General features: G+C 52.8%; 21 protein-coding genes. 17 read left to right on the forward strand and 4 right to left on the reverse strand.

Translation table 11 applies throughout. The features are described from left to right. Window positions 1–60: 60 nt before the first annotated feature. On the reverse strand, window positions 61–444 hold the full coding sequence (gene panM / locus BGE37_RS17570; RefSeq protein ID WP_105288266.1) for an aspartate 1-decarboxylase autocleavage activator PanM: 384 nt from the start codon (window positions 442–444) through the stop codon (window positions 61–63). A 423-nt stretch (window positions 445–867) separates the two neighbouring features. On the opposite strand from panM, the gene livK reads away from it, so the two are divergent. The 10 genes from livK to ugpQ all read left to right on the forward strand — a co-directional run bounded on the left by livK (window position 868) and on the right by ugpQ (window position 11057). Beyond that, window positions 868–1977, forward strand: a complete 1110-nt coding sequence (gene livK, locus BGE37_RS17575; protein WP_105288267.1) for a high-affinity branched-chain amino acid ABC transporter substrate-binding protein LivK — start codon at window positions 868–870, stop codon at window positions 1975–1977. Window positions 1978–2024: 47 nt separating this feature from the next. Next, entirely contained in the window at window positions 2025–2951 is a 927-nt protein-coding gene (gene livH, locus BGE37_RS17580; protein WP_001295097.1) for a high-affinity branched-chain amino acid ABC transporter permease LivH, read from the forward strand. After that, the gene (livM, locus tag BGE37_RS17585; RefSeq protein ID WP_000803807.1) at window positions 2948–4225 is read left to right on the forward strand and encodes a branched chain amino acid ABC transporter permease LivM; all 1278 of its coding nucleotides are present in this window, start codon (window positions 2948–2950) and stop codon (window positions 4223–4225) included. Before livH ends, livM begins: the two co-directional genes overlap by 4 nt. After that, window positions 4222–4989: a high-affinity branched-chain amino acid ABC transporter ATP-binding protein LivG gene (gene livG / locus BGE37_RS17590; RefSeq protein ID WP_000082101.1), complete on the forward strand. Its 768-nt coding sequence runs from the start codon at window positions 4222–4224 to the stop codon at window positions 4987–4989. The genes livM and livG overlap by 4 nt, the downstream gene beginning before the upstream one ends. A 1-nt stretch (window position 4990) precedes the next feature. After that, a complete protein-coding gene (gene livF, locus BGE37_RS17595) occupies window positions 4991–5704 on the forward strand; it encodes a high-affinity branched-chain amino acid ABC transporter ATP-binding protein LivF (RefSeq protein WP_000416624.1) in 714 nt (237 codons plus the stop codon). Between the two features lie 397 nt (window positions 5705–6101). Continuing rightward, entirely contained in the window at window positions 6102–7418 is a 1317-nt protein-coding gene (gene ugpB / locus BGE37_RS17600) for a sn-glycerol-3-phosphate ABC transporter substrate-binding protein UgpB (RefSeq protein ID WP_000803190.1), read from the forward strand. A 97-nt stretch (window positions 7419–7515) separates the two neighbouring features. Beyond that, window positions 7516–8403: a sn-glycerol-3-phosphate ABC transporter permease UgpA gene (gene ugpA, locus BGE37_RS17605; RefSeq protein WP_000099289.1), complete on the forward strand. Its 888-nt coding sequence runs from the start codon at window positions 7516–7518 to the stop codon at window positions 8401–8403. Then, the gene (gene ugpE, locus BGE37_RS17610) at window positions 8400–9245 is read left to right on the forward strand and encodes a sn-glycerol-3-phosphate ABC transporter permease UgpE (RefSeq protein ID WP_000572164.1); all 846 of its coding nucleotides are present in this window, start codon (window positions 8400–8402) and stop codon (window positions 9243–9245) included. The genes ugpA and ugpE overlap by 4 nt, the downstream gene beginning before the upstream one ends. A 1-nt stretch (window position 9246) precedes the next feature. Further along, a complete protein-coding gene (ugpC, locus tag BGE37_RS17615) occupies window positions 9247–10317 on the forward strand; it encodes a sn-glycerol 3-phosphate ABC transporter ATP binding protein UgpC (RefSeq protein WP_032185338.1) in 1071 nt (356 codons plus the stop codon). Continuing rightward, window positions 10314–11057, forward strand: coding sequence for a glycerophosphodiester phosphodiesterase (gene ugpQ / locus BGE37_RS17620; protein WP_105288268.1), 744 nt, complete (start codon window positions 10314–10316; stop codon window positions 11055–11057). The genes ugpC and ugpQ overlap by 4 nt, the downstream gene beginning before the upstream one ends. Here ugpQ and BGE37_RS17625 read toward each other — a convergent pair. Further along, entirely contained in the window at window positions 11044–11484 is a 441-nt protein-coding gene (locus BGE37_RS17625) for a DUF2756 family protein (RefSeq protein ID WP_032185337.1), read from the reverse strand. The genes ugpQ and BGE37_RS17625 overlap by 14 nt on opposite strands. A gap of 119 nt (window positions 11485–11603) precedes the next feature. On the opposite strand from BGE37_RS17625, the gene ggt reads away from it, so the two are divergent. Further along, complete coding sequence (gene ggt, locus BGE37_RS17630) at window positions 11604–13349, forward strand: gamma-glutamyltransferase (protein WP_105288269.1); 1746 nt, start codon at window positions 11604–11606, stop codon at window positions 13347–13349. A gap of 49 nt (window positions 13350–13398) precedes the next feature. Here the strand turns inward: ggt and yhhY are convergent, their stop codons facing one another. After that, window positions 13399–13887, reverse strand: coding sequence for an N-acetyltransferase (gene yhhY / locus BGE37_RS17635; RefSeq protein ID WP_001355005.1), 489 nt, complete (start codon window positions 13885–13887; stop codon window positions 13399–13401). Window positions 13888–14221: 334 nt separating this feature from the next. On the opposite strand from yhhY, the gene BGE37_RS17645 reads away from it, so the two are divergent. The 5 genes from BGE37_RS17645 (at window position 14222) to gntU (ending at window position 19307) form a co-directional block, all read left to right on the forward strand. Next, the gene (locus tag BGE37_RS17645) at window positions 14222–15259 is read left to right on the forward strand and encodes an oxidoreductase (protein WP_105288270.1); all 1038 of its coding nucleotides are present in this window, start codon (window positions 14222–14224) and stop codon (window positions 15257–15259) included. Between the two features lie 122 nt (window positions 15260–15381). After that, the gene (yhhW, locus tag BGE37_RS17650) at window positions 15382–16077 is read left to right on the forward strand and encodes a quercetin 2,3-dioxygenase (protein WP_000639811.1); all 696 of its coding nucleotides are present in this window, start codon (window positions 15382–15384) and stop codon (window positions 16075–16077) included. Window positions 16078–16300: 223 nt separating this feature from the next. Continuing rightward, a complete protein-coding gene (gntR, locus tag BGE37_RS17655) occupies window positions 16301–17296 on the forward strand; it encodes a gluconate operon transcriptional repressor GntR (protein ID WP_000730252.1) in 996 nt (331 codons plus the stop codon). A 139-nt stretch (window positions 17297–17435) separates the two neighbouring features. After that, a complete protein-coding gene (gntK, locus tag BGE37_RS17660) occupies window positions 17436–17963 on the forward strand; it encodes a gluconokinase (protein WP_000108320.1) in 528 nt (175 codons plus the stop codon). A gap of 3 nt (window positions 17964–17966) precedes the next feature. After that, the gene (gntU, locus tag BGE37_RS17665; RefSeq protein WP_000210111.1) at window positions 17967–19307 is read left to right on the forward strand and encodes a gluconate transporter; all 1341 of its coding nucleotides are present in this window, start codon (window positions 17967–17969) and stop codon (window positions 19305–19307) included. A 56-nt stretch (window positions 19308–19363) separates the two neighbouring features. Here gntU and yhgN read toward each other — a convergent pair whose 3' ends face one another. Next, window positions 19364–19957 (reverse strand): NAAT family transporter YhgN, encoded by a 594-nt coding sequence (gene yhgN / locus BGE37_RS17670; RefSeq protein ID WP_001002544.1) that lies wholly within the window; start codon window positions 19955–19957, stop codon window positions 19364–19366. Window positions 19958–20149: 192 nt separating this feature from the next. Here yhgN and asd point away from each other — a divergent pair, with 192 nt between their 5' ends. Continuing rightward, the gene (asd, locus tag BGE37_RS17675) at window positions 20150–21253 is read left to right on the forward strand and encodes an aspartate-semialdehyde dehydrogenase (protein WP_000799946.1); all 1104 of its coding nucleotides are present in this window, start codon (window positions 20150–20152) and stop codon (window positions 21251–21253) included. Window positions 21254–21417 lie beyond the last annotated feature (164 nt).

The following is a 21417-nucleotide window of genomic DNA, read 5'->3' on the forward strand; positions in this document are numbered from 1 at the left end:
TAAGCGTAGCGCATCAGGCAATTTCTCGTTGGTCATCACTTTTGAAATCAAACTTGACGATTAACGCTTCTCCCAGCCGCCCTGTTGTGCCGTAAACCCCAGCGCCTGCATAAACGCCGTCATCACGCCGCGATCTTCCACGCCTGCATCCGCCATCCACCAGCCTGAAACGCCAGGATTGTTACGCAAAACCTCTTCCAGCAGATATTGCCCCACACCGCGACGTCGGGTGACTTCCCGCACGTGCAGGGAATCCAGTGCCCCCTCGGTGCCGTTTAAGGTTACCCGCACGGCCGCGAGCAGGCGCTCGTTAAAACGCGCGGCGTAGATGCGGTGGTTATCGTCAACCTGTAAAGAGGAAGGGGAGTACTCCGGCCAGATCTTTTGCAGGTCAATCCGGTCCTGGTCGCTAAAGTGTTCTAAACGAATGATGGTCAGCTTCATGGGAAACCCGTGTAAATCACAAAAGTGGAACCAGTGTAGCGAAATAATTTAATCGGAGGCTTTCTCTTTTTTATTTCTTTTGGCAGGTGATTAATTTTTTAACAGCAATAATTACAAATTAAAAACATTAGAGAATGAAAAATGTCCAGCATAATCCCCTGAATGGTAGTGAATTATTCCGCCCTTTGTACCGTTATTTTATGCTGACAACGGCGCTTTTTTCTGTTTATCTATCAATAAATTCAGAATATTATCTGTTCTTAATCGACTGAAAAATAGGGATTTTAATCGCTATTATCACAAAATACTGCGCTAAACCCTTAATCAGACAGGCAAAAACAGTGCAGTATAAAAAAAGTACAGTCTGATTTGTTAACACATAAAAACAAAGCAACACAACATCACGAATGGGGATTTTTGACTATGAAACGGAATGCGAAAACTATCATCGCAGGGATGATTGCACTGACAATTTCACACACCGCTATGGCCGACGATATTAAAGTCGCCGTTGTCGGCGCGATGTCCGGTCCGATTGCCCAGTGGGGCGATATGGAATTTAACGGCGCGCGTCAGGCGATTAAAGACATTAATGCCAAAGGGGGAATTAAAGGCGATAAGCTGGTGGGCGTGGAATATGACGACGCCTGCGACCCGAAACAAGCCGTTGCGGTCGCCAACAAAATCGTTAACGACGGCATTAAATACGTTATTGGTCATCTGTGTTCTTCTTCTACCCAACCTGCATCAGATATCTACGAAGATGAAGGTATTTTGATGATCTCGCCGGGGGCGACCAACCCGGAGCTGACTCAACGCGGTTATCAACACATCATGCGGACTGCCGGGCTGGACTCTTCCCAGGGGCCAACAGCGGCAAAATACATTCTTGATACGGTGAAGCCCCAGCGCATCGCCATCATTCACGACAAACAACAGTATGGCGAAGGGCTGGCGCGTTCGGTGCAGGACGGATTGAAAGCAGCCAATGCCAACGTCGTCTTCTTCGACGGTATTACCGCTGGTGAGAAAGATTTCTCCGCGCTGATCGCCCGCCTGAAAAAAGAAAACATCGACTTCGTTTACTACGGCGGTTACTACCCGGAAATGGGGCAGATGCTGCGCCAGGCCCGTTCCGTTGGCCTGAAAACTCAGTTTATGGGGCCGGAAGGGGTGGGTAATGCGTCGCTGTCGAACATTGCTGGTGATGCCGCCGAAGGTATGTTGGTCACTATGCCAAAACGCTATGACCAGGACCCGGCAAACAAAGGCATCGTTGATGCGCTGAAAGCAGACAAGAAAGATCCGTCCGGGCCATATGTCTGGATCACCTACGCGGCGGTGCAATCTCTGGCGACTGCCCTTGAGCGTACCGGCAGCGATGAGCCGCTGGCGCTGGTGAAAGATTTAAAAGCTAACGGTGCAAACACCGTGATTGGGCCGCTGAACTGGGATGAAAAAGGCGATCTTAAGGGATTTGATTTTGGTGTCTTCCAGTGGCACGCCGACGGTTCATCGACGGCAGCCAAGTGATCATCCCACCGCCCGTGAAATGCGGGCGGTTTTAGAAAGGTTACCTTATGTCTGAGCAGTTTTTGTATTTCTTGCAGCAGATGTTTAACGGCGTCACGCTGGGCAGTACCTACGCGCTGATAGCCATCGGCTACACCATGGTTTACGGCATTATCGGCATGATCAACTTCGCCCACGGCGAGGTTTATATGATCGGCAGCTACGTCTCTTTTATGATCATCGCCGCACTGATGATGCTGGGCATTGATACCGGCTGGCTGCTGGTGGCGGCGGGATTCGTCGGCGCAATCGTCATTGCCAGCGCCTATGGCTGGAGTATCGAACGTGTGGCTTACCGCCCGGTGCGTAACTCTAAGCGCCTGATTGCGCTCATCTCGGCAATCGGCATGTCCATCTTCCTGCAAAACTACGTCAGCCTGACCGAAGGTTCGCGCGACGTGGCGCTACCCAGCCTGTTTAACGGTCAGTGGGTTGTGGGCCATAGTGAAAACTTCTCTGCCTCTATTACCACCATGCAGGCGGTGATCTGGATTGTTACCTTCCTTGCCATGCTGGCGCTGACAATTTTCATCCGCTATTCCCGCATGGGGCGCGCCTGTCGTGCCTGCGCGGAAGACCTGAAAATGGCGAGCCTGCTTGGCATCAACACTGACCGGGTGATTGCGCTGACCTTTGTGATTGGCGCGGCGATGGCGGCGGTGGCAGGTGTGCTGCTCGGTCAGTTCTATGGCGTAATTAACCCCTACATCGGCTTTATGGCCGGGATGAAAGCCTTTACTGCTGCGGTACTCGGTGGGATTGGCAGTATTCCGGGAGCGATGATTGGCGGCCTGATCCTGGGGATTGCGGAAGCGCTCTCTTCTGCCTATCTGAGTACGGAATATAAGGATGTGGTTTCATTTGCCCTGCTGATTCTGGTACTGCTGGTGATGCCGACCGGTATTCTGGGTCGCCCGGAGGTAGAGAAAGTATGAAACCGATGCATATTGCAATGGCGCTGCTCTCTGCCGCCATGTTCTTTGTTCTCGCGGGCGTCTTTATGGGTGTGCAACTGGAGCTGGACGGCACCAAACTGGTGGTCGACACGGCTTCAGACATCCGATGGCAGTGGGTGTTTATTGGCACTGCGGTGGTCTTTTTCTTCCAGCTTGTGCGACCTGCGTTTCAGAAAGGATTGAAAAGCGTTTCCGGGCCGAAGTTTATTCTGCCCGCGATTGATGGCTCCACGGTGAAGCAAAAGCTGTTCCTCGTCGCACTGTTGGTGCTTGCGGTGGCGTGGCCGTTTATGGTGTCGCGCGGGACGGTGGATATCGCCACCCTGACCATGATCTACATTATCCTCGGCCTCGGGCTGAACGTGGTGGTGGGGCTGTCTGGCTTACTGGTACTGGGTTACGGTGGTTTTTACGCCATCGGCGCTTACACCTTTGCCTTGCTCAATCACTATTACGGTCTTGGCTTCTGGACCTGTTTGCCGATTGCCGGGTTGATGGCGGCGGCGGCGGGCTTCCTGCTCGGCTTCCCGGTGTTGCGTTTACGTGGCGACTATCTGGCGATCGTTACTCTCGGTTTCGGCGAAATTGTGCGCATATTGCTGCTCAATAACACGGAAATCACCGGCGGTCCGAACGGAATCAGTCAGATCCCGAAACCGACACTCTTCGGACTCGAGTTCAGTCGCACCGCCCGCGAAGGCGGCTGGGATACGTTCAGCAATTTCTTTGGCCTGAAATACGACCCGTCCGATCGCGTCATCTTCCTCTACCTGGTGGCGTTACTGTTGGTGGTGTTAAGCCTGTTTGTCATTAACCGCTTACTGCGAATGCCGCTGGGCCGCGCGTGGGAAGCGTTGCGTGAAGATGAAATCGCTTGTCGTTCGCTGGGCTTAAGCCCGCGTCGTATCAAGCTGACTGCCTTTACCATCAGCGCTGCGTTTGCCGGTTTTGCCGGAACGCTGTTCGCGGCGCGTCAGGGATTTGTCAGCCCGGAATCTTTCACCTTTGCCGAATCGGCGTTTGTGCTGGCGATAGTGGTGCTCGGTGGTATGGGTTCGCAATTTGCGGTGATTCTGGCGGCAATTTTGCTGGTGGTGTCGCGAGAGTTGATGCGTGATTTCAACGAATACAGCATGTTAATGCTCGGTGGTTTGATGGTGCTGATGATGATCTGGCGTCCGCAGGGCTTGCTGCCCATGACGCGCCCGCAACTCAAGCTGAAAAACGGCGCAGCGAAAGGAGAGCAGGCATGAGTCAGCCATTATTATCTGTTAACGGCCTGATGATGCGCTTCGGCGGCCTGCTGGCGGTGAATAACGTCAATCTTGAACTGTACCCGCAGGAGATCGTCTCGTTAATCGGCCCTAACGGTGCCGGAAAAACCACGGTTTTTAACTGCCTGACCGGTTTCTACAAACCCACCGGTGGCACTATTTTACTGCGCGATCAGCATCTGGAAGGTTTGCCCGGCCAGCAAATCGCCCGCATGGGCGTGGTGCGCACCTTCCAGCATGTGCGTCTGTTTCGTGAAATGACGGTGATTGAAAACTTGCTGGTGGCGCAGCATCAGCAACTGAAAACCGGGCTGTTCTCCGGCCTGTTGAAAACGCCTTCTTTCCGCCGCGCCCAGAGCGAAGCCCTCGACCGTGCCGCAACCTGGCTTGAGCGCATTGGTTTGCTCGAACACGCTAACCGTCAGGCGAGTAACCTGGCCTACGGTGACCAGCGCCGTCTGGAGATCGCCCGCTGCATGGTAACGCAGCCGGAGATTTTAATGCTCGACGAACCGGCAGCAGGTCTTAACCCGAAAGAGACGAAAGAGCTGGATGAGCTGATTGCCGAACTGCGTAACCATCACAACACCACTATCTTGTTGATTGAACACGATATGAAGCTGGTGATGGGGATTTCAGACAGAATTTACGTGGTCAATCAGGGGACGCCGCTGGCAAACGGTACGCCGGAGCAGATCCGTAATAACCCGGACGTGATCCGTGCCTATTTAGGTGAGGCATAAGATGGAAAAAGTCATATTGTCCTTTGACAAAGTCAGCGCCCACTACGGCAAAATCCAGGCGCTGCATGAGGTGAGCCTGCATATCAATCAGGGCGAAATTGTCACGCTGATTGGCGCGAACGGGGCGGGGAAAACCACCTTGCTCGGCACGTTATGCGGCGACCCACGCGCCACCAGCGGGCGAATTGTGTTTGATGATAAAGACATTACCGACTGGCAGACGGCGAAAATCATGCGCGAAGCGGTGGCGATTGTCCCGGAAGGACGTCGCGTCTTCTCACGCATGACGGTGGAAGAGAATCTGGCGATGGGCGGCTTTTTTGCTGAACGCGACCAGTTCCAGGAGCGCATAAAGTGGGTGTATGAACTGTTTCCACGTCTGCATGAGCGCCGTGTTCAGCGGGCGGGCACCATGTCCGGCGGTGAGCAGCAGATGCTGGCGATTGGTCGCGCGCTGATGAGTAACCCACGTTTGCTATTGCTTGATGAACCCTCGCTCGGACTGGCACCGATTATCATCCAGCAAATTTTCGACACCATCGAGCAACTGCGCGAGCAGGGGATGACCATCTTCCTCGTCGAGCAGAACGCCAACCAGGCGCTAAAGCTGGCGGATCGCGGCTATGTGCTGGAAAACGGTCATGTCGTGCTTTCCGATACCGGCGACGCGCTACTGGCGAATGAAGCGGTGAGAAGTGCGTATTTAGGCGGGTAATAACACGTTGATTGATAAGGAGTCAAAAGACTCCTTTGAGACAGGTTACAAATGTAAAATTGCCTGATGCGCTGCGCTTATCAGGCCTACTGGGTGAGTTGCAATATATTGAATTTGCACGATCTTGTAGGCCGGATAAGGCGTTTACGCCGCATCCGGCATGAAACGATGAGCAATCTGTAGAGTTTGATTAAGACCTTCTATTTTTCCCGCTTATCCGTGCCCCATCTCCCATTTTCCCTCACCCGCGCCGTCACCGCCTTGTCATCTTTCTGACACCTTACTATCTTAAAAATGTAACAAAAAAGTTATTTTTCTGTAATTCGAGCATGTCATGTTACCCCGCGAGCATAAAACGCGTGAATTCGCGCATTCGGTACAACAAGAGAGATAAACGATGAAACCGTTACATTATACAGCTTCAGCACTGGCGCTCGGACTGGCGTTAATGGGGAATGCACAGGCAGTGACGACCATTCCGTTCTGGCATTCTATGGAAGGGGAATTGGGTAAAGAGGTGGATTCTCTGGCCCAACGTTTTAACGCCGAAAACCCGGATTACAAAATTGTACCGACCTATAAAGGCAACTACGAACAGAATTTAAGTGCGGGAATTGCCGCATTTCGTACCGGCAACGCGCCGGCTATTTTGCAGGTTTATGAAGTTGGCACCGCCACCATGATGGCGTCGAAAGCCATTAAACCGGTGTATGACGTGTTTAAAGAAGCGGGGATTCAATTCGATGAGTCGCAGTTTGTGCCGACGGTTTCAGGCTACTACTCCGACAGCAAAACCGGACATTTACTCTCCCAGCCGTTCAACAGCTCGACTCCTGTTCTCTATTACAACAAAGATGCTTTCAAGAAAGCGGGATTAGACCCGGAACAGCCGCCGAAAACCTGGCAGGATCTGGCAGACTATGCCGCGAAACTGAAAGCCTCCGGTATGAAGTGCGGCTACGCCAGCGGCTGGCAGGGCTGGATCCAACTGGAAAACTTTAGCGCCTGGAACGGTCTGCCGTTTGCCAGCAAAAACAACGGCTTTGACGGCACGGACGCGGTGCTTGAGTTCAACAAGCCGGAGCAGGTGAAACACATCGCCATGCTCGAAGAGATGAACAAGAAGGGCGACTTCAGCTACGTCGGTCGTAAGGATGAATCCACCGAGAAGTTCTATAACGGTGATTGCGCGATGACCACCGCCTCTTCTGGTTCTCTTGCCAATATTCGTGAGTACGCCAAATTCAACTACGGCGTAGGTATGATGCCTTACGACGCCGATGCGAAAGATGCGCCACAAAACGCCATTATCGGCGGAGCCAGCCTGTGGGTGATGCAGGGCAAAGATAAAGAAACTTACACCGGCGTGGCGAAGTTCCTCGACTTCCTTGCTAAGCCAGAAAACGCTGCCGAGTGGCATCAGAAAACCGGTTATCTGCCAATCACCAAAGCGGCGTATGACCTGACCCGTGAGCAGGGCTTTTACGAGAAAAACCCAGGGGCGGATACCGCGACGCGTCAGATGCTGAACAAGCCGCCGTTGCCGTTCACCAAAGGGCTGCGTCTGGGCAATATGCCGCAGATCCGCGTGATTGTGGATGAAGAGCTGGAAAGCGTGTGGACCGGTAAGAAGACGCCACAGCAGGCGCTGGATACCGCTGTTGAGCGTGGGAACCAGTTACTGCGCCGCTTTGAGAAATCTACGAAGTCTTAACCAGTGAAATGTCGGATGCGTTTCGCTTATCTGACCTGGCATCGCGTGTAGGCCGGATAAGCGAAGCGCATCCGGCACAGTTCAGGAATTAACCGTAATGTCATCATCCCGTCCGGTGTTCCGCTCGCGCTGGCTGCCTTATTTGCTGGTCGCGCCGCAGCTTATCATCACCGTTATCTTTTTTATCTGGCCTGCGGGCGAAGCGTTGTGGTACTCGCTACAAAGCGTCGATCCGTTTGGCTTTTCCAGCCAGTTTGTCGGCCTGGATAACTTCGTCACGCTGTTTCATGACAGCTACTATCTCGACTCCTTCTGGACGACGATAAAATTCAGCACCTTTGTCACGGTCAGCGGTTTGCTGGTGTCGCTGTTCTTCGCGGCGCTGGTGGAGTACATCGTGCGCGGCAGCCGTTTCTATCAAACCTTAATGCTGCTGCCGTATGCCGTGGCTCCCGCCGTTGCCGCCGTATTGTGGATCTTCCTGTTTAACCCTGGTCGCGGGCTGATCACTCATTTTCTCGCTGAGTTCGGCTACGACTGGAACCATGCGCAAAACAGCGGTCAGGCAATGTTCCTGGTGGTGTTTGCCTCAGTATGGAAGCAAATCAGCTACAACTTTCTGTTCTTCTATGCCGCGCTGCAATCCATTCCCCGTTCGTTGATTGAAGCCGCAGCCATCGACGGTGCAGGCCCGATTCGCCGCTTCTTTAAGATTGCGCTGCCGCTGATTGCGCCGGTGAGTTTCTTCCTGCTGGTGGTGAACCTGGTGTATGCCTTCTTCGACACCTTCCCGGTGATCGACGCCGCCACGTCCGGCGGACCGGTTCAGGCCACCACGACGCTGATTTATAAGATCTACCGCGAAGGCTTTACCGGACTGGATCTGGCTTCGTCTGCCGCGCAGTCGGTGGTGTTGATGTTCCTCGTCATCGTGCTGACGGTGGTGCAGTTCCGCTATGTTGAAAGCAAGGTGCGTTACCAATGATTGAGAACCGTCCGTGGCTGACGATATTCAGCCATACCATGCTGATCCTCGGGATCGCGGTGATCCTCTTCCCGCTGTACGTGGCGTTTGTCGCGGCGACGCTGGATAAACAGGCCGTCTACGCCGCGCCGATGACGCTAATCCCCGGCACACATCTGCTGGAAAACATCCACAACATCTGGGTAAACGGGGTAGGCACGAATAGCGCGCCGTTCTGGCGGATGTTGCTTAACAGCTTTGTGATGGCGTTCAGCATTACGCTCGGCAAGATTACCGTCTCGATGCTCTCGGCATTTGCCATTGTCTGGTTTCGTTTTCCGCTGCGTAACCTCTTCTTCTGGATGATTTTTATCACCCTGATGCTGCCAGTTGAAGTGCGTATTTTCCCGACGGTGGAAGTCATCGCCAATCTGAAGATGCTCGACAGCTACGCCGGTTTAACGCTGCCGCTGATGGCCTCGGCGACCGCCACGTTTCTGTTCCGCCAGTTCTTTATGACGCTGCCGGATGAGCTGGTGGAAGCGGCGCGGATCGACGGCGCGTCGCCAATGCGTTTCTTTTGCGACATCGTTTTTCCGCTGTCGAAAACCAATCTGGCGGCGCTGTTTGTGATCACTTTTATTTACGGCTGGAACCAGTATTTGTGGCCGTTGTTGATTATTACCGACGTTGATCTCGGCACCACTGTGGCAGGGATCAAAGGGATGATCGCTACAGGCGAAGGCACCACGGAATGGAATTCGGTGATGGCGGCGATGTTGTTAACGCTTATCCCTCCGGTGGTGATTGTTTTAGTGATGCAGCGTGCCTTCGTGCGCGGCCTGGTCGATAGTGAGAAATAAGATGGCAGGACTGAAATTACAGGCAGTAACCAAAAGCTGGGATGGCAAAACCCAGGTCATTAAACCCCTGACCCTTGATGTGGCGGATGGCGAATTTATCGTGATGGTCGGGCCGTCTGGCTGCGGGAAATCCACGCTGCTGCGCATGGTTGCCGGGCTGGAGCGGGTCACCGAAGGCGATATCTGGATTAACGACCAACGCGTGACCGAAATGGAGCCGAAAGATCGCGGGATTGCGATGGTGTTCCAGAACTACGCGCTTTATCCGCATATGAGTGTCGAAGAAAACATGGCGTGGGGGCTGAAAATTCGCGGCATGGGCAAGCAACAAATTGCCGAACGTGTTAAAGAAGCGGCGCGTATTCTGGAGCTGGATGGCCTGCTCAAGCGTCGTCCGCGTGAGCTTTCTGGCGGTCAGCGTCAGCGTGTAGCGATGGGCCGCGCGATTGTGCGCGATCCGGCGGTGTTCCTGTTTGATGAGCCGCTCTCTAACCTCGACGCCAAGCTGCGCGTGCAGATGCGCCTTGAGCTGCAACAACTGCACCGTCGCCTGAAAACGACTTCACTCTACGTTACTCACGATCAGGTTGAGGCGATGACGCTCGCTCAGCGGGTAATGGTGATGAACGGCGGCATTGCTGAACAGATTGGCACACCAGTTGAAGTCTACGAAAAGCCCGCCAGCCTGTTTGTGGCGAGTTTTATCGGTAGTCCGGCGATGAACCTGCTGACAGGCCGCGTGAATAACGAAGGCACGCATTTCGAACTGGATGGCGGTATCGCGCTACCGCTAAACGGTGGCTACCGTCAGTATGCCGGGCGTAAAATGACTCTTGGCATTCGCCCGGAACATATTGCGTTAAGCTCGCAGGCAGAAGGCGGCATACCGCTGGTGATGGACACGCTGGAGATCCTCGGCGCAGATAACCTGGCGCACGGACGCTGGGGCGAACAGAAGCTGGTGGTGCGACTGGCGCATCAGGAGCGCCCGACGACAGGCAGCACGCTGTGGCTGCATCTGCCGGAAAATCAGCTGCATCTTTTTGATGGTGAAACAGGACAACGAGTATGAGTAACTGGCCTTATCCCCGCATCGTCGCCCACCGTGGCGGCGGTAAACTGGCCCCGGAAAACACCCTGGCGGCAATCGACGTTGGGGCAAAATACGGTCATAAGATGATCGAATTTGACGCGAAGTTATCGAAAGATGGTGAGATCTTCCTGCTGCATGACGATAATCTCGAACGCACCAGCAACGGCTGGGGCGTCGCGGGCGATCTGAACTGGCAGGATTTACTGCGCGTGGATGCAGGCAGTTGGTACAGCAAAGCGTTTAAAGGTGAGCCGCTGCCGTTGCTTTCGCAGGTGGCGGAACGCTGCCGTGAACATGGGATGATGGCAAATATTGAAATCAAACCCACCACTGGCACTGGTCCATTAACGGGCAAAATGGTATCGCTGGCGGCGCGCGAACTGTGGGCTGGTATGACGCCGCCGCTGCTGTCATCGTTTGAGATTGATGCTTTAGACGCCGCACACCAGGCTGCACCGGAACTGCCGCGCGGTTTGTTGCTGGATGAGTGGCGCGACGACTGGCGCGAACTGACCACGCGGCTGGGCTGCGTCTCTATTCATCTCAATCATAAGTTGCTCGATAAAGCGCGAGTGATGCAGTTGAAAGACGCTGGATTACGGATTCTGGTTTATACCGTCAACAAACCCCAGCGCGCGGCAGAGTTGCTGCGCTGGGGCGTGGATTGCATCTGTACCGATGCGATTGATGTGATTGGCCCGAACTTTACGGCCCAATAGTTTTCAACGGAATATCAGGCTGCGGCGTGCTGGGCGGATTCAGCATGTCGCCGTTTCTTCTCTCTGGCAACATATGCTGCTGATTCAACGAACTATCCGGATTACGGTTGCTGTTTAACATCCCGCCGTTGGTGTTGGGCAGCATTTGCTGCCGGGCGGGATTTTGCTCCCCCGGCTGTGACTGCAATACCCGCTGCGAGTTACTGTTTATCTGGTTTTCTAAATGCTGCTGTTGCAACTGTGTTTGCGTTTTCAGTTGCTGATTCAGCATCCCTTTTTGCTGGATTTGCTGCGTTTGCATTTGAGTTTGCATTCGCTGCTGGCTGGGGATCTGATACCCCGGCTGGTTAGGGTTGTTCAGAGTGTTAATGGGCTGTGCAAAGCCGACAAAAGGCAGGAGTGCCGTCAAAAGCAGAAGTCGTTTCATCGCGTATCCTCCTCTGAAGATATTCTTTAAGTTTACTCCTTTCCTGCAATCATCAGGATTAATTCAGAGTTATATACCAGGCTTAGCTGGGGTTGCCCCTTAATCTCTGGAGTATAACGATGATAAAACCGACGTTTTTACGCCGGGTGGCTATTGCTGCTCTGCTCACAGGAAGTTGTTTTAGTGCTGTCGCCGCGCCACCTGCGCCGCCGCCAGTCTCGTATGGCGTGGAGGAGGATGTCTTCCATCCGGTACGCGCGAAGCAGGGGATGGTAGCATCTGTGGACGCCACTGCCACTCAGGTGGGGGTAGATATCCTTAAACAGGGCGGGAATGCCGTTGATGCTGCCGTGGCAGTGGGCTACGCGCTGGCGGTAACGCATCCGCAGGCAGGGAATCTGGGCGGCGGCGGTTTTATGCTGATCCGCACTAAAGATGGCAATACCACCGCCATCGATTTCCGCGAAATGGCACCCGCCAAAGCGACCCGCGATATGTTCCTTGATGATCAGGGCAACCCGGACAGCAAAAAATCTCTCACTTCGCATCTTGCTTCTGGCACACCCGGTACGGTAGCGGGCTTCTCGTTGGCGCTGGAGAAATACGGCACCATGCCGCTGAACAAAGTTGTGCAGCCTGCGTTTAAACTGGCACGCGATGGTTTTATCGTTAACGATGCGCTGGCAGACGATCTCAAAACCTACGGCAGTGAAGTGCTACCAAATCACGAAAACAGCAAAGCTATCTTCTGGAAAGAGGGCGAACCGCTGAAAAAGGGCGACAAGCTGGTACAGACGAATCTGGCAAAGAGCCTGGAGATGATTGCCGAAAACGGCCCGGATGAATTCTACAAAGGCACGATAGCGGAACAGATCGCCCAGGAGATGCAGAAAAACGGTGGCTTGATCACTAAAGAAGATTTAGCGGCCTATAAAGCGGTCGAACGTACACCAATAAGTGGCGATTATCGCGGGTATCAGGTTTACTCCATGCCACCGCCATCTTCCGGCGGGATCCATATCGTGCAGATCCTCAATATTCTGGAAAACTTCGATATGCAGAAATACGGCTTTGGCAGCGCCGACGCGATGCAAATCATGGCAGAAGCGGAGAAACATGCCTACGCCGATCGCTCGGAATATCTTGGCGACCCGGATTTTGTCAAAGTACCGTGGCAGGCGCTGACCAATAAAGCCTATGCCAAATCTATTGCCGATCAAATCGATATCAATAAAGCGAAGCCATCCAGCGAAATTCGTCCTGGCAAGCTTGCGCCTTATGAGAGTAATCAAACTACCCATTACTCAGTGGTGGATAAAGACGGTAACGCCGTGGCGGTGACTTATACGCTGAACACCACCTTCGGTACGGGCATTGTCGCGGGCGAGAGCGGTATTTTGCTCAATAACCAGATGGATGATTTCTCCGCCAAACCAGGCGTACCGAACGTTTACGGGCTGGTGGGCGGCGATGCCAACGCCGTCGGGCCGAATAAACGTCCGCTGTCATCGATGTCACCAACCATTGTGGTGAAAGACGGAAAAACCTGGCTGGTGACCGGAAGCCCAGGTGGTAGCCGGATTATCACCACTGTGCTGCAAATGGTGGTGAACAGCATCGATTATGGCATGAATGTCGCCGAAGCGACCAATGCGCCGCGTTTCCACCATCAGTGGCTGCCGGACGAGCTGCGTGTCGAGAAAGGATTTAGCCCGGATACGCTCAAGCTGCTGGAAGCAAAAGGTCAGAAAGTGGCGCTAAAAGAGGCGATGGGCAGTACGCAAAGTATTATGGTTGGGCCGGACGGTGAGTTATACGGCGCATCCGACCCACGTTCGGTAGATGATTTAACGGCGGGGTATTAATATCTTAAGCCCTCTCCCGGTAGGTGAGGGCTTTTAGATTACAAATTCTCTATTTCACCCGCGCCATATAATACGCATCGACATATTCGCCATTACGAAAAGCGTAATTTTTGCCGGTACCTTCTATGAGAAATCCGAATTTTTTATAGACTGCGATTGCTGGGGCGTTATCCGCAAACACCGTCAACTCAATACGATCTATCCGTAACCAGTTGTCGCACATTTCAATCAATTCGCGGATCAGGGCGCTGGCGATGCCACGGTTGTGCCAGCGGGAGTCAACACAGATACCAAAAGTTGCAACATGACTGCGACGTGGGCCTTGATAAGCTTCCACGAAAAGATGACCCACCACGATACTATCAATGCAGGCAACCAGTTGTTTAAATCCCTGGCGATCTTTCAATCTTTCTGGCCACCAGCCTTCCGAAGGATGAGGTAGTTGTAGCGTGTTGTAATACACCTCCGGTTGGGCGTGAATCTGCCTGATGGCCTCGTAATCCCGTGTTTCTGCGTGGCGTATTACTATCTCACTCATTCCTTTGTCCTCTTTGGGGTAAATGTCCCTTTCAACATCATTGACTTTCACATACGAGTCAAATGCATTTTTTTGCAAAAAGTGTTGGACAAGTGCGAATGAGAATGATTATTATTGTCTCGCGATCAGGAAGACCCTCGCGGAGAACCTGAAAGCACGACATTGCTCACATTGCTTCCAGTATTACTTAGCCAGCCGGGTGCTGGCTTTTTTTTTTGACCTTTCGTTCTCAATTTATCCACGGGAAGTGCTTGTGTTTGTTATGCGCACTCCTGTAGGAACCGCGTCCGCTTTGCGCTAAGGTGTAAATAACCACCTTAAAAAGGACGAAATCATGGTCATCAACTGCGCCTTTATTGGCTTCGGCAAAAGCACCACCCGTTACCATCTGCCGTATGTACTTAACCGCAAGGATAGCTGGCATGTCGCGCATATTTTTCGCCGCCATGCGAAGCCGGAAGAACAGGCTCCCATTTATTCCCATATTCATTTCACCAGCGATCTCGACGAAGTGCTAAACGATCCCGACGTTAAGTTGATTGTCGTCTGCACTCATGCGGACAGCCACTTCGAGTACGCGAAACGCGCGCTGGAAGCCGGGAAAAATGTGCTGGTCGAAAAACCGTTCACCCCGACACTTGCGCAGGCGAAAGAGCTGTTTGCGCTGGCGAAAAGCAAAGGGCTGACCGTTACGCCGTATCAGAATCGTCGCTTTGACTCCTGTTTTCTGATGGCGAAAAAAGCGATTGAAAGCGGCAAGCTGGGAGAGATTGTTGAAATGGAAAGCCATTTTGACTATTACCGCCCGGTGGCAGAAACCAAACCCGGGCTGCCGCAGGATGGCGCGTTCTATGGCCTTGGTGTGCATACGATGGACCAGATTATCTCGCTGTTCGGTCGCCCGGATCACGTCGCTTATGACATCCGCAGCCTGCGTAATAAAGCCAATCCTGACGACACCTTTGAAGCGCAGCTATTTTATGGCGATCTAAAAGCCATCGTCAAAACCAGCCATCTGGTGAAAATCGATTATCCGAAATTTATCGTTCACGGGAAGAAAGGTTCGTTTATTAAATACGGTATCGACCAGCAGGAAACCAGCCTGAAGGCTAATATTATGCCAGGCGAGCCGGGATTCGCAGCGGATGATTCGGTCGGTGTGCTGGAGTATGTCAATGACGAGGGCGTTACGGTCAGAGAAGAGATGAAGCCGGAGATGGGCGATTATGGGCGCGTTTATGATGCGTTGTATCAAACCATCACCAACGGTGCACCAAATTACGTCAAGGAATCTGAAGTTCTTACCAATCTTGAAATCCTTGAACGCGGATTTGAGCAAGCCTCTCCCTCCACAGTGACTCTCGCGAAGTAAGTTTGATGGCCCCTCAAATAGTTCAATTTTTTTGAACAGAGGGGTCAATTTTCACCCTCTATCATCCCAGGCGGATCGGGTCCACACTAAGCCCATCGAAATCATTCAGGGGGCGAATACAAATGATCTACTTACGCAAAGCAAATGAACGTGGTCATGCAAATCATGGCTGGCTGGACTCCTGGCATACTTTCTCTTTTGCCAACTATTACGACCCGAACTTTATGGGCTTCTCCGCGCTGCGCGTGATTAACGACGACGTGATTGAAGCAGGGCAGGGCTTCGGCACTCACCCGCATAAAGATATGGAAATTTTGACCTACGTGCTGGAAGGTACTGTTGAGCACCAGGACAGCATGGGCAATAAAGAGCAGGTTCCGGCGGGCGAGTTCCAGATTATGAGTGCGGGTACGGGTATTCGTCACTCAGAGTACAACCCAAGCAGCACTGAGCGTCTGCACCTGTATCAGATCTGGATCATGCCAGAAGAAAACGGTATTACGCCGCGTTATGAACAGCGTCGCTTTGATGCCGTACAGGGTAAACAGCTGGTGCTCTCGCCGGATGCGCGAGATGGTTCATTGAAAGTGCATCAGGATATGGAGCTATACCGCTGGGCGCTGCTGAAAGATGAGCAGTCGGTGCATCAGATTGCCGCTGAACGCCGCGTCTGGATCCAGGTGGTGAAAGGCAATGTTACCATTAACGGCGTGAAAGCCTCGACCAGCGATGGTCTGGCAATCTGGGATGAGCAGGCAATCTCCATCCACGCTGACAGCGACAGCGAAGTGTTACTGTTCGATCTGCCGCCGGTTTAAAACTTAACGGCATTTTTGAAGCCTGCCTTTTTGCGGGCTTCATCGCTCGCCCCGGTCGCGTGCTGATGTACGCGACCGGGGTTTTGTCGCGTCTTTAGCACAATGCGATGCAATTGATTTAGTGTATATCTAATTATTGTAAACAAGCACTGTTTTCTCCGGGAAGGTTCTGATGCGTCCGTGTTAAACTAAGAGAATCTATCTCTTTTGTACCTTCAGGACGATGAAAAAGAAAAGACCCGTACTTCAGGATGTGGCTGACCGTGTTGGCGTGACCAAAATGACGGTCAGCCGTTTTTTACGCAACCCGGAGCAGGTTTCCGTCGCTCTACGTGGCAAGATTGCCGCCGCTCTTGATGAACTGGGTTATATTCCCAATCGCGCGCCCGATATCCTCTCTAATGCCACCAGCCGGGCGATTGGCGTCCTGTTACCTTCACTCACCAACCAGGTTTTCGCTGAAGTATTACGCGGTATCGAAAGCGTCACCGACGCACACGGTTATCAGACGATGCTGGCGCACTACGGTTATAAACCGGAAATGGAGCAAGAACGCCTCGAATCAATGCTTTCCTGGAATATCGACGGACTTATTCTCACCGAACGTACCCACACGCCCCGCACCTTAAAGATGATTGAAGTAGCGGGTATTCCGGTGGTGGAGCTGATGGACAGTAAGTCGCCGTGTCTCGATATCGCCGTCGGTTTTGATAACTTTGAAGCGGCACGCCAGATGACCACCGCCATTATTGCTCGCGGGCATCGTCACATTGCCTATCTCGGCGCACGCCTCGACGAACGTACTATCATCAAACAGAAGGGATATGAGCAGGCGATGCTGGATGCAGGCCTGGTGCCGTATAGCGTGATGGTCGAGCAATCTTCTTCTTACTCTTCCGGTATTGAACTGATTCGCCAGGCGCGGCGGGAATATCCGCAGTTGGATGGCGTATTTTGTACTAATGATGACCTGGCGGTCGGCGCGGCGTTTGAATGTCAGCGTCTGGGGCTGAAAGTTCCTGACGATATGGCGATTGCCGGTTTCCACGGTCATGACATTGGTCAGGTGATGGAGCCACGGCTGGCGAGCGTGCTGACGCCGCGTGAGCGGATGGGCAGCATTGGCGCTGAGCGCCTGCTGGCGCGTATTCGTGGCGAATCTGTGACACCGAAAATGTTAGATTTAGGTTTCACCTTGTCACCGGGCGGATCTATTTAAGCTCACAAATTTGAAGTAGCTCACACTTATACACTTAAGGCACGGATGGATATTGCTTCTGTTTTTGTCCGGCTGGACAATGTTACCGATAACAGTTACCCGTAACATTTTCTGATTCTTGTATTGTGGGGGCACCACTTTGAGCACGACTAACCATGATCACCACATTTACGTCTTGATGGGCGTATCGGGCAGCGGCAAATCTGCAGTCGCCAGTGAAGTGGCGCATCAACTTCATGCCGCGTTTCTTGATGGCGATTTCCTCCATCCGCGCTGCAATATCGAAAAAATGGCGTCTGGCGAACCGCTGAATGACGACGATCGCAAACCGTGGTTACAGGCGCTTAACGACGCCGCGTTTGCCATGCAGCGCACCAATAAAGTGTCGCTGATCGTCTGTTCTGCACTGAAAAAGCACTATCGCGACCTGCTGCGTGAAGGTAATCCGAATCTCTCTTTCATCTACCTGAAAGGCGATTTTGATGTAATTGAAAGCCGTCTGAAAGCGCGCAAAGGCCATTTCTTTAAAACCCAAATGCTGGTGACGCAGTTTGAAACGCTGCAGGAGCCGGGTGCGGACGAAACCGATGTACTGGTGGTGGATATCGATCAACCGCTGGAAGGTGTTGTGGCAAGCACCATTGAGGTTATTAAAAAAGGCAAATAAGTAGTGACTACATTAACGCTTGTTTTAACAGCAGTAGGGTCTGTTTTACTGCTGCTGTTTTTAGTCATGAAGGCGCGTATGCACGCTTTCCTGGCTTTGATGGTGGTGTCTATGGGGGCTGGCCTTTTTTCCGGTATGCCGCTCGATAAAATCGCAGCGACGATGGAAAAAGGGATGGGAGGCACCCTCGGCTTCCTGGCGGTAGTTGTCGCCCTGGGAGCCATGTTTGGCAAGATCTTACATGAAACCGGCGCAGTCGATCAGATTGCCGTCAAAATGCTCAAATCCTTCGGTCACAGTCGTGCGCATTATGCCATTGGCCTTGCGGGCCTGGTTTGTGCGCTACCACTGTTCTTTGAAGTGGCGATTGTTCTGCTGATTAGCGTTGCTTTCTCAATGGCGCGCCACACCGGTACGAACCTGGTGAAACTGGTAATCCCATTATTCGCAGGCGTGGCGGCAGCGGCGGCGTTCCTGGTGCCGGGGCCTGCGCCAATGCTATTGGCATCGCAGATGAATGCTGACTTTGGCTGGATGATCCTGATTGGCCTGTGTGCGGCAATCCCGGGAATGATTATTGCCGGGCCGCTGTGGGGTAATTTCATCAGCCGCTATGTGGAGCTGCATATTCCTGACGATATCAGCGAACCGCATCTCGGCGAAGGCAAAATGCCGTCCTTCGGATTCAGCCTGTCGCTGATCCTGCTGCCGCTGGTGCTGGTGGGGCTGAAAACCATTGCCGCACGTTTTGTGCCGGAAGGCTCTACCGCTTACGAATGGTTCGAGTTTATCGGTCATCCGTTTACCGCAATTCTGGTCGCTTGCCTGGTAGCAATTTACGGCCTGGCGATGCGTCAGGGTATGCCGAAAGACAAAGTGATGGAGATTTGCGGTCACGCGCTGCAACCGGCGGGGATTATTCTGCTGGTGATTGGTGCAGGCGGCGTGTTCAAACAGGTGCTGGTTGACTCTGGCGTAGGTCCGGCGCTGGGCGAAGCGTTAACCGGCATGGGCCTGCCGATTGCCATCACCTGCTTCGTGCTGGCAGCTGCAGTGCGCATCATTCAGGGTTCTGCCACCGTTGCCTGTTTAACGGCGGTGGGACTGGTGATGCCGGTTATTGAACAGCTGAACTACTCCGGTGCGCAAATGGCGGCGCTGTCAATTTGTATCGCCGGTGGTTCGATTGTTGTCAGCCACGTTAACGACGCCGGTTTCTGGTTGTTCGGTAAATTTACCGGCGCGACCGAAGCCGAAACGCTGAAAACCTGGACCATGATGGAAACCATCCTCGGCACCGTTGGTGCCATCGTCGGGATGATTGCGTTCCAGCTGTTGAGTTAAGTTTGTTCGCCCGGTAGTTGTGACGCTACCGGGCTCTTTTCGAAAAACTCTCCTCGTTACCCCTTCATCCACATTCGAATGCCGTCGAGGAACATCTGAGTTGCCATCATCACCAGAATCAATCCCATCAGGCGTTCAAGTGCATTCACCCCTTTCTCGCCCAGCAGACGTAAAAATAGCGAAGACTGTAGCAGGATAACAAAGGTGCCGCCCCAGGCCAGTAGCAGAGCAATTACCAGATGTCCCATCTGATTTGGGTACTGATGAGACAACAACATCAGCGTGGCGAGAATAGTCGGCCCGGCGACTAACGGAATTGCCAACGGCACGATAAACGGCTCTTCACCTGCCGGAAGCCCGCTGCTATTTCCTGAAGCACTGGGGAAAATCATCTTAATGGCGATCAGAAACAGAATGATGCCGCCAGAAATGGAGACGGTTTCTGCCCGCAGGCTAAGAAATGCCAGAATTTTCTCACCCGCAAACAGGAACACCAGCATCACCAGGAGAGCAATAAGCAACTCTCGCACCATGATTGCCCGCCGTCTTTTCGGTTCAGTATGTTTCAGTACGGACATGAAAATAGGTAGGTTTCCGAGCGGATCCATAATCAGGATCAATAAAACTGCTGCAGAAATGATTTCATTCATAACTCAAATTCCCTGATAATTGCCGCGGACTTTCTGCGTGCTAACAAAGCAGGATAAGTCGCATTACTGATGGCTTCGCTATCATTGATTAATTTCACTTGCGACTTTGGCTGCTTTTTGTATGGTGAAAGATGTGCCACGAGGAGACCGGCACATTTATACAGCACACATCTTTGCAGGAAAAAAACGCTTATGAAAAATGTTGGTTTTATCGGCTGGCGCGGTATGGTCGGCTCCGTTCTCATGCAACGCATGGTTGAAGAGCGCGACTTCGACGCCATTCGCCCTGTCTTCTTTTCTACTTCTCAGCTTGGTCAGGCTGCGCCGTCTTTTGGCGGAACCACTGACACACTTCAGGATGCCTTTGATCTGGAGGCGCTAAAGGCCCTCGATATCATTGTGACCTGTCAGGGCGGCGATTATACCAACGAAATCTATCCAAAGCTTCGTGAAAGCGGATGGCAAGGTTACTGGATTGACGCAGCATCATCTCTGCGCATGAAAGATGACGCCATCATCATTCTTGACCCCGTCAATCAGGACGTCATTACCGACGGATTAAATAATGGCATCAGGACTTTTGTTGGCGGTAACTGTACCGTAAGCCTGATGTTGATGTCGTTGGGTGGTTTATTCGCCAATGATCTTGTTGATTGGGTGTCCGTTGCAACCTACCAGGCCGCTTCCGGCGGTGGTGCGCGACATATGCGTGAGTTATTAACCCAGATGGGCCATCTGTATGGCCATGTGGCAGATGAACTCGCGACCCCGTCCTCTGCTATTCTCGATATCGAACGCAAAGTCACAACCTTAACCCGTAGCGGTGAGCTGCCGGTGGATAACTTTGGCGTGCCGCTGGCGGGTAGCCTGATTCCGTGGATCGACAAACAGCTCGATAACGGTCAGAGCCGCGAAGAGTGGAAAGGGCAGGCGGAAACCAACAAGATCCTCAACACATCTTCCGTAATTCCGGTAGATGGTTTATGTGTGCGTGTCGGGGCATTGCGCTGCCACAGCCAGGCATTCACTATTAAATTGAAAAAAGATGTGTCTATTCCGACCGTGGAAGAACTGCTGGCTGCGCACAATCCGTGGGCGAAAGTCGTTCCGAACGATCGGGAAATCACTATGCGTGAGCTAACCCCAGCTGCCGTTACCGGCACGCTGACCACGCCGGTAGGCCGTTTGCGTAAGCTGAATATGGGACCGGAGTTCCTGTCAGCCTTTACCGTGGGCGACCAGCTGCTGTGGGGGGCCGCGGAGCCGCTGCGTCGGATGCTTCGTCAACTGGCGTAATCTTTATTCATTAAATCTGGGGCGCGTTGCCGCCCCTGTTAGTGCGTAATACAGGAGTAAGCGCAGATGTTTCATGATTTACCGGGAGTTAAATAGAGCATTGGCTATTCTTTAAGGGTGGCTGAATACATGAGTATTCACAGCCTTACCTGAAGTGAGGACGA

The organism is Escherichia sp. MOD1-EC6300 (assembly GCF_002965045.1).
GTDB classification, from domain to species: Bacteria; Pseudomonadota; Gammaproteobacteria; order Enterobacterales; family Enterobacteriaceae; genus Escherichia; species Escherichia coli_F.

Excerpts from the sequence above, each read along its gene's own strand:
- panM (WP_105288266.1), bottom strand. The coding sequence starts at position 444 with ATGAAGCTGACCATCATTCGTTTAGAACACTTTAGCGACCAGGACCGG.
- livK (WP_105288267.1), top strand. The coding sequence starts at position 868 with ATGAAACGGAATGCGAAAACTATCATCGCAGGGATGATTGCACTGACA.
- livH (WP_001295097.1), top strand. The coding sequence starts at position 2,025 with ATGTCTGAGCAGTTTTTGTATTTCTTGCAGCAGATGTTTAACGGCGTC.
- livM (WP_000803807.1), top strand. The coding sequence starts at position 2,948 with ATGAAACCGATGCATATTGCAATGGCGCTGCTCTCTGCCGCCATGTTC.
- livG (WP_000082101.1), top strand. The coding sequence starts at position 4,222 with ATGAGTCAGCCATTATTATCTGTTAACGGCCTGATGATGCGCTTCGGC.
- livF (WP_000416624.1), top strand. The coding sequence starts at position 4,991 with ATGGAAAAAGTCATATTGTCCTTTGACAAAGTCAGCGCCCACTACGGC.
- ugpB (WP_000803190.1), top strand. The coding sequence starts at position 6,102 with ATGAAACCGTTACATTATACAGCTTCAGCACTGGCGCTCGGACTGGCG.
- ugpA (WP_000099289.1), top strand. The coding sequence starts at position 7,516 with ATGTCATCATCCCGTCCGGTGTTCCGCTCGCGCTGGCTGCCTTATTTG.
- ugpE (WP_000572164.1), top strand. The coding sequence starts at position 8,400 with ATGATTGAGAACCGTCCGTGGCTGACGATATTCAGCCATACCATGCTG.
- ugpC (WP_032185338.1), top strand. The coding sequence starts at position 9,247 with ATGGCAGGACTGAAATTACAGGCAGTAACCAAAAGCTGGGATGGCAAA.
- ugpQ (WP_105288268.1), top strand. The coding sequence starts at position 10,314 with ATGAGTAACTGGCCTTATCCCCGCATCGTCGCCCACCGTGGCGGCGGT.
- BGE37_RS17625 (WP_032185337.1), bottom strand. The coding sequence starts at position 11,484 with ATGAAACGACTTCTGCTTTTGACGGCACTCCTGCCTTTTGTCGGCTTT.
- ggt (WP_105288269.1), top strand. The coding sequence starts at position 11,604 with ATGATAAAACCGACGTTTTTACGCCGGGTGGCTATTGCTGCTCTGCTC.
- yhhY (WP_001355005.1), bottom strand. The coding sequence starts at position 13,887 with ATGAGTGAGATAGTAATACGCCACGCAGAAACACGGGATTACGAGGCC.
- BGE37_RS17645 (WP_105288270.1), top strand. The coding sequence starts at position 14,222 with ATGGTCATCAACTGCGCCTTTATTGGCTTCGGCAAAAGCACCACCCGT.
- yhhW (WP_000639811.1), top strand. The coding sequence starts at position 15,382 with ATGATCTACTTACGCAAAGCAAATGAACGTGGTCATGCAAATCATGGC.
- gntR (WP_000730252.1), top strand. The coding sequence starts at position 16,301 with ATGAAAAAGAAAAGACCCGTACTTCAGGATGTGGCTGACCGTGTTGGC.
- yhgN (WP_001002544.1), bottom strand. The coding sequence starts at position 19,957 with ATGAATGAAATCATTTCTGCAGCAGTTTTATTGATCCTGATTATGGAT.
- asd (WP_000799946.1), top strand. The coding sequence starts at position 20,150 with ATGAAAAATGTTGGTTTTATCGGCTGGCGCGGTATGGTCGGCTCCGTT.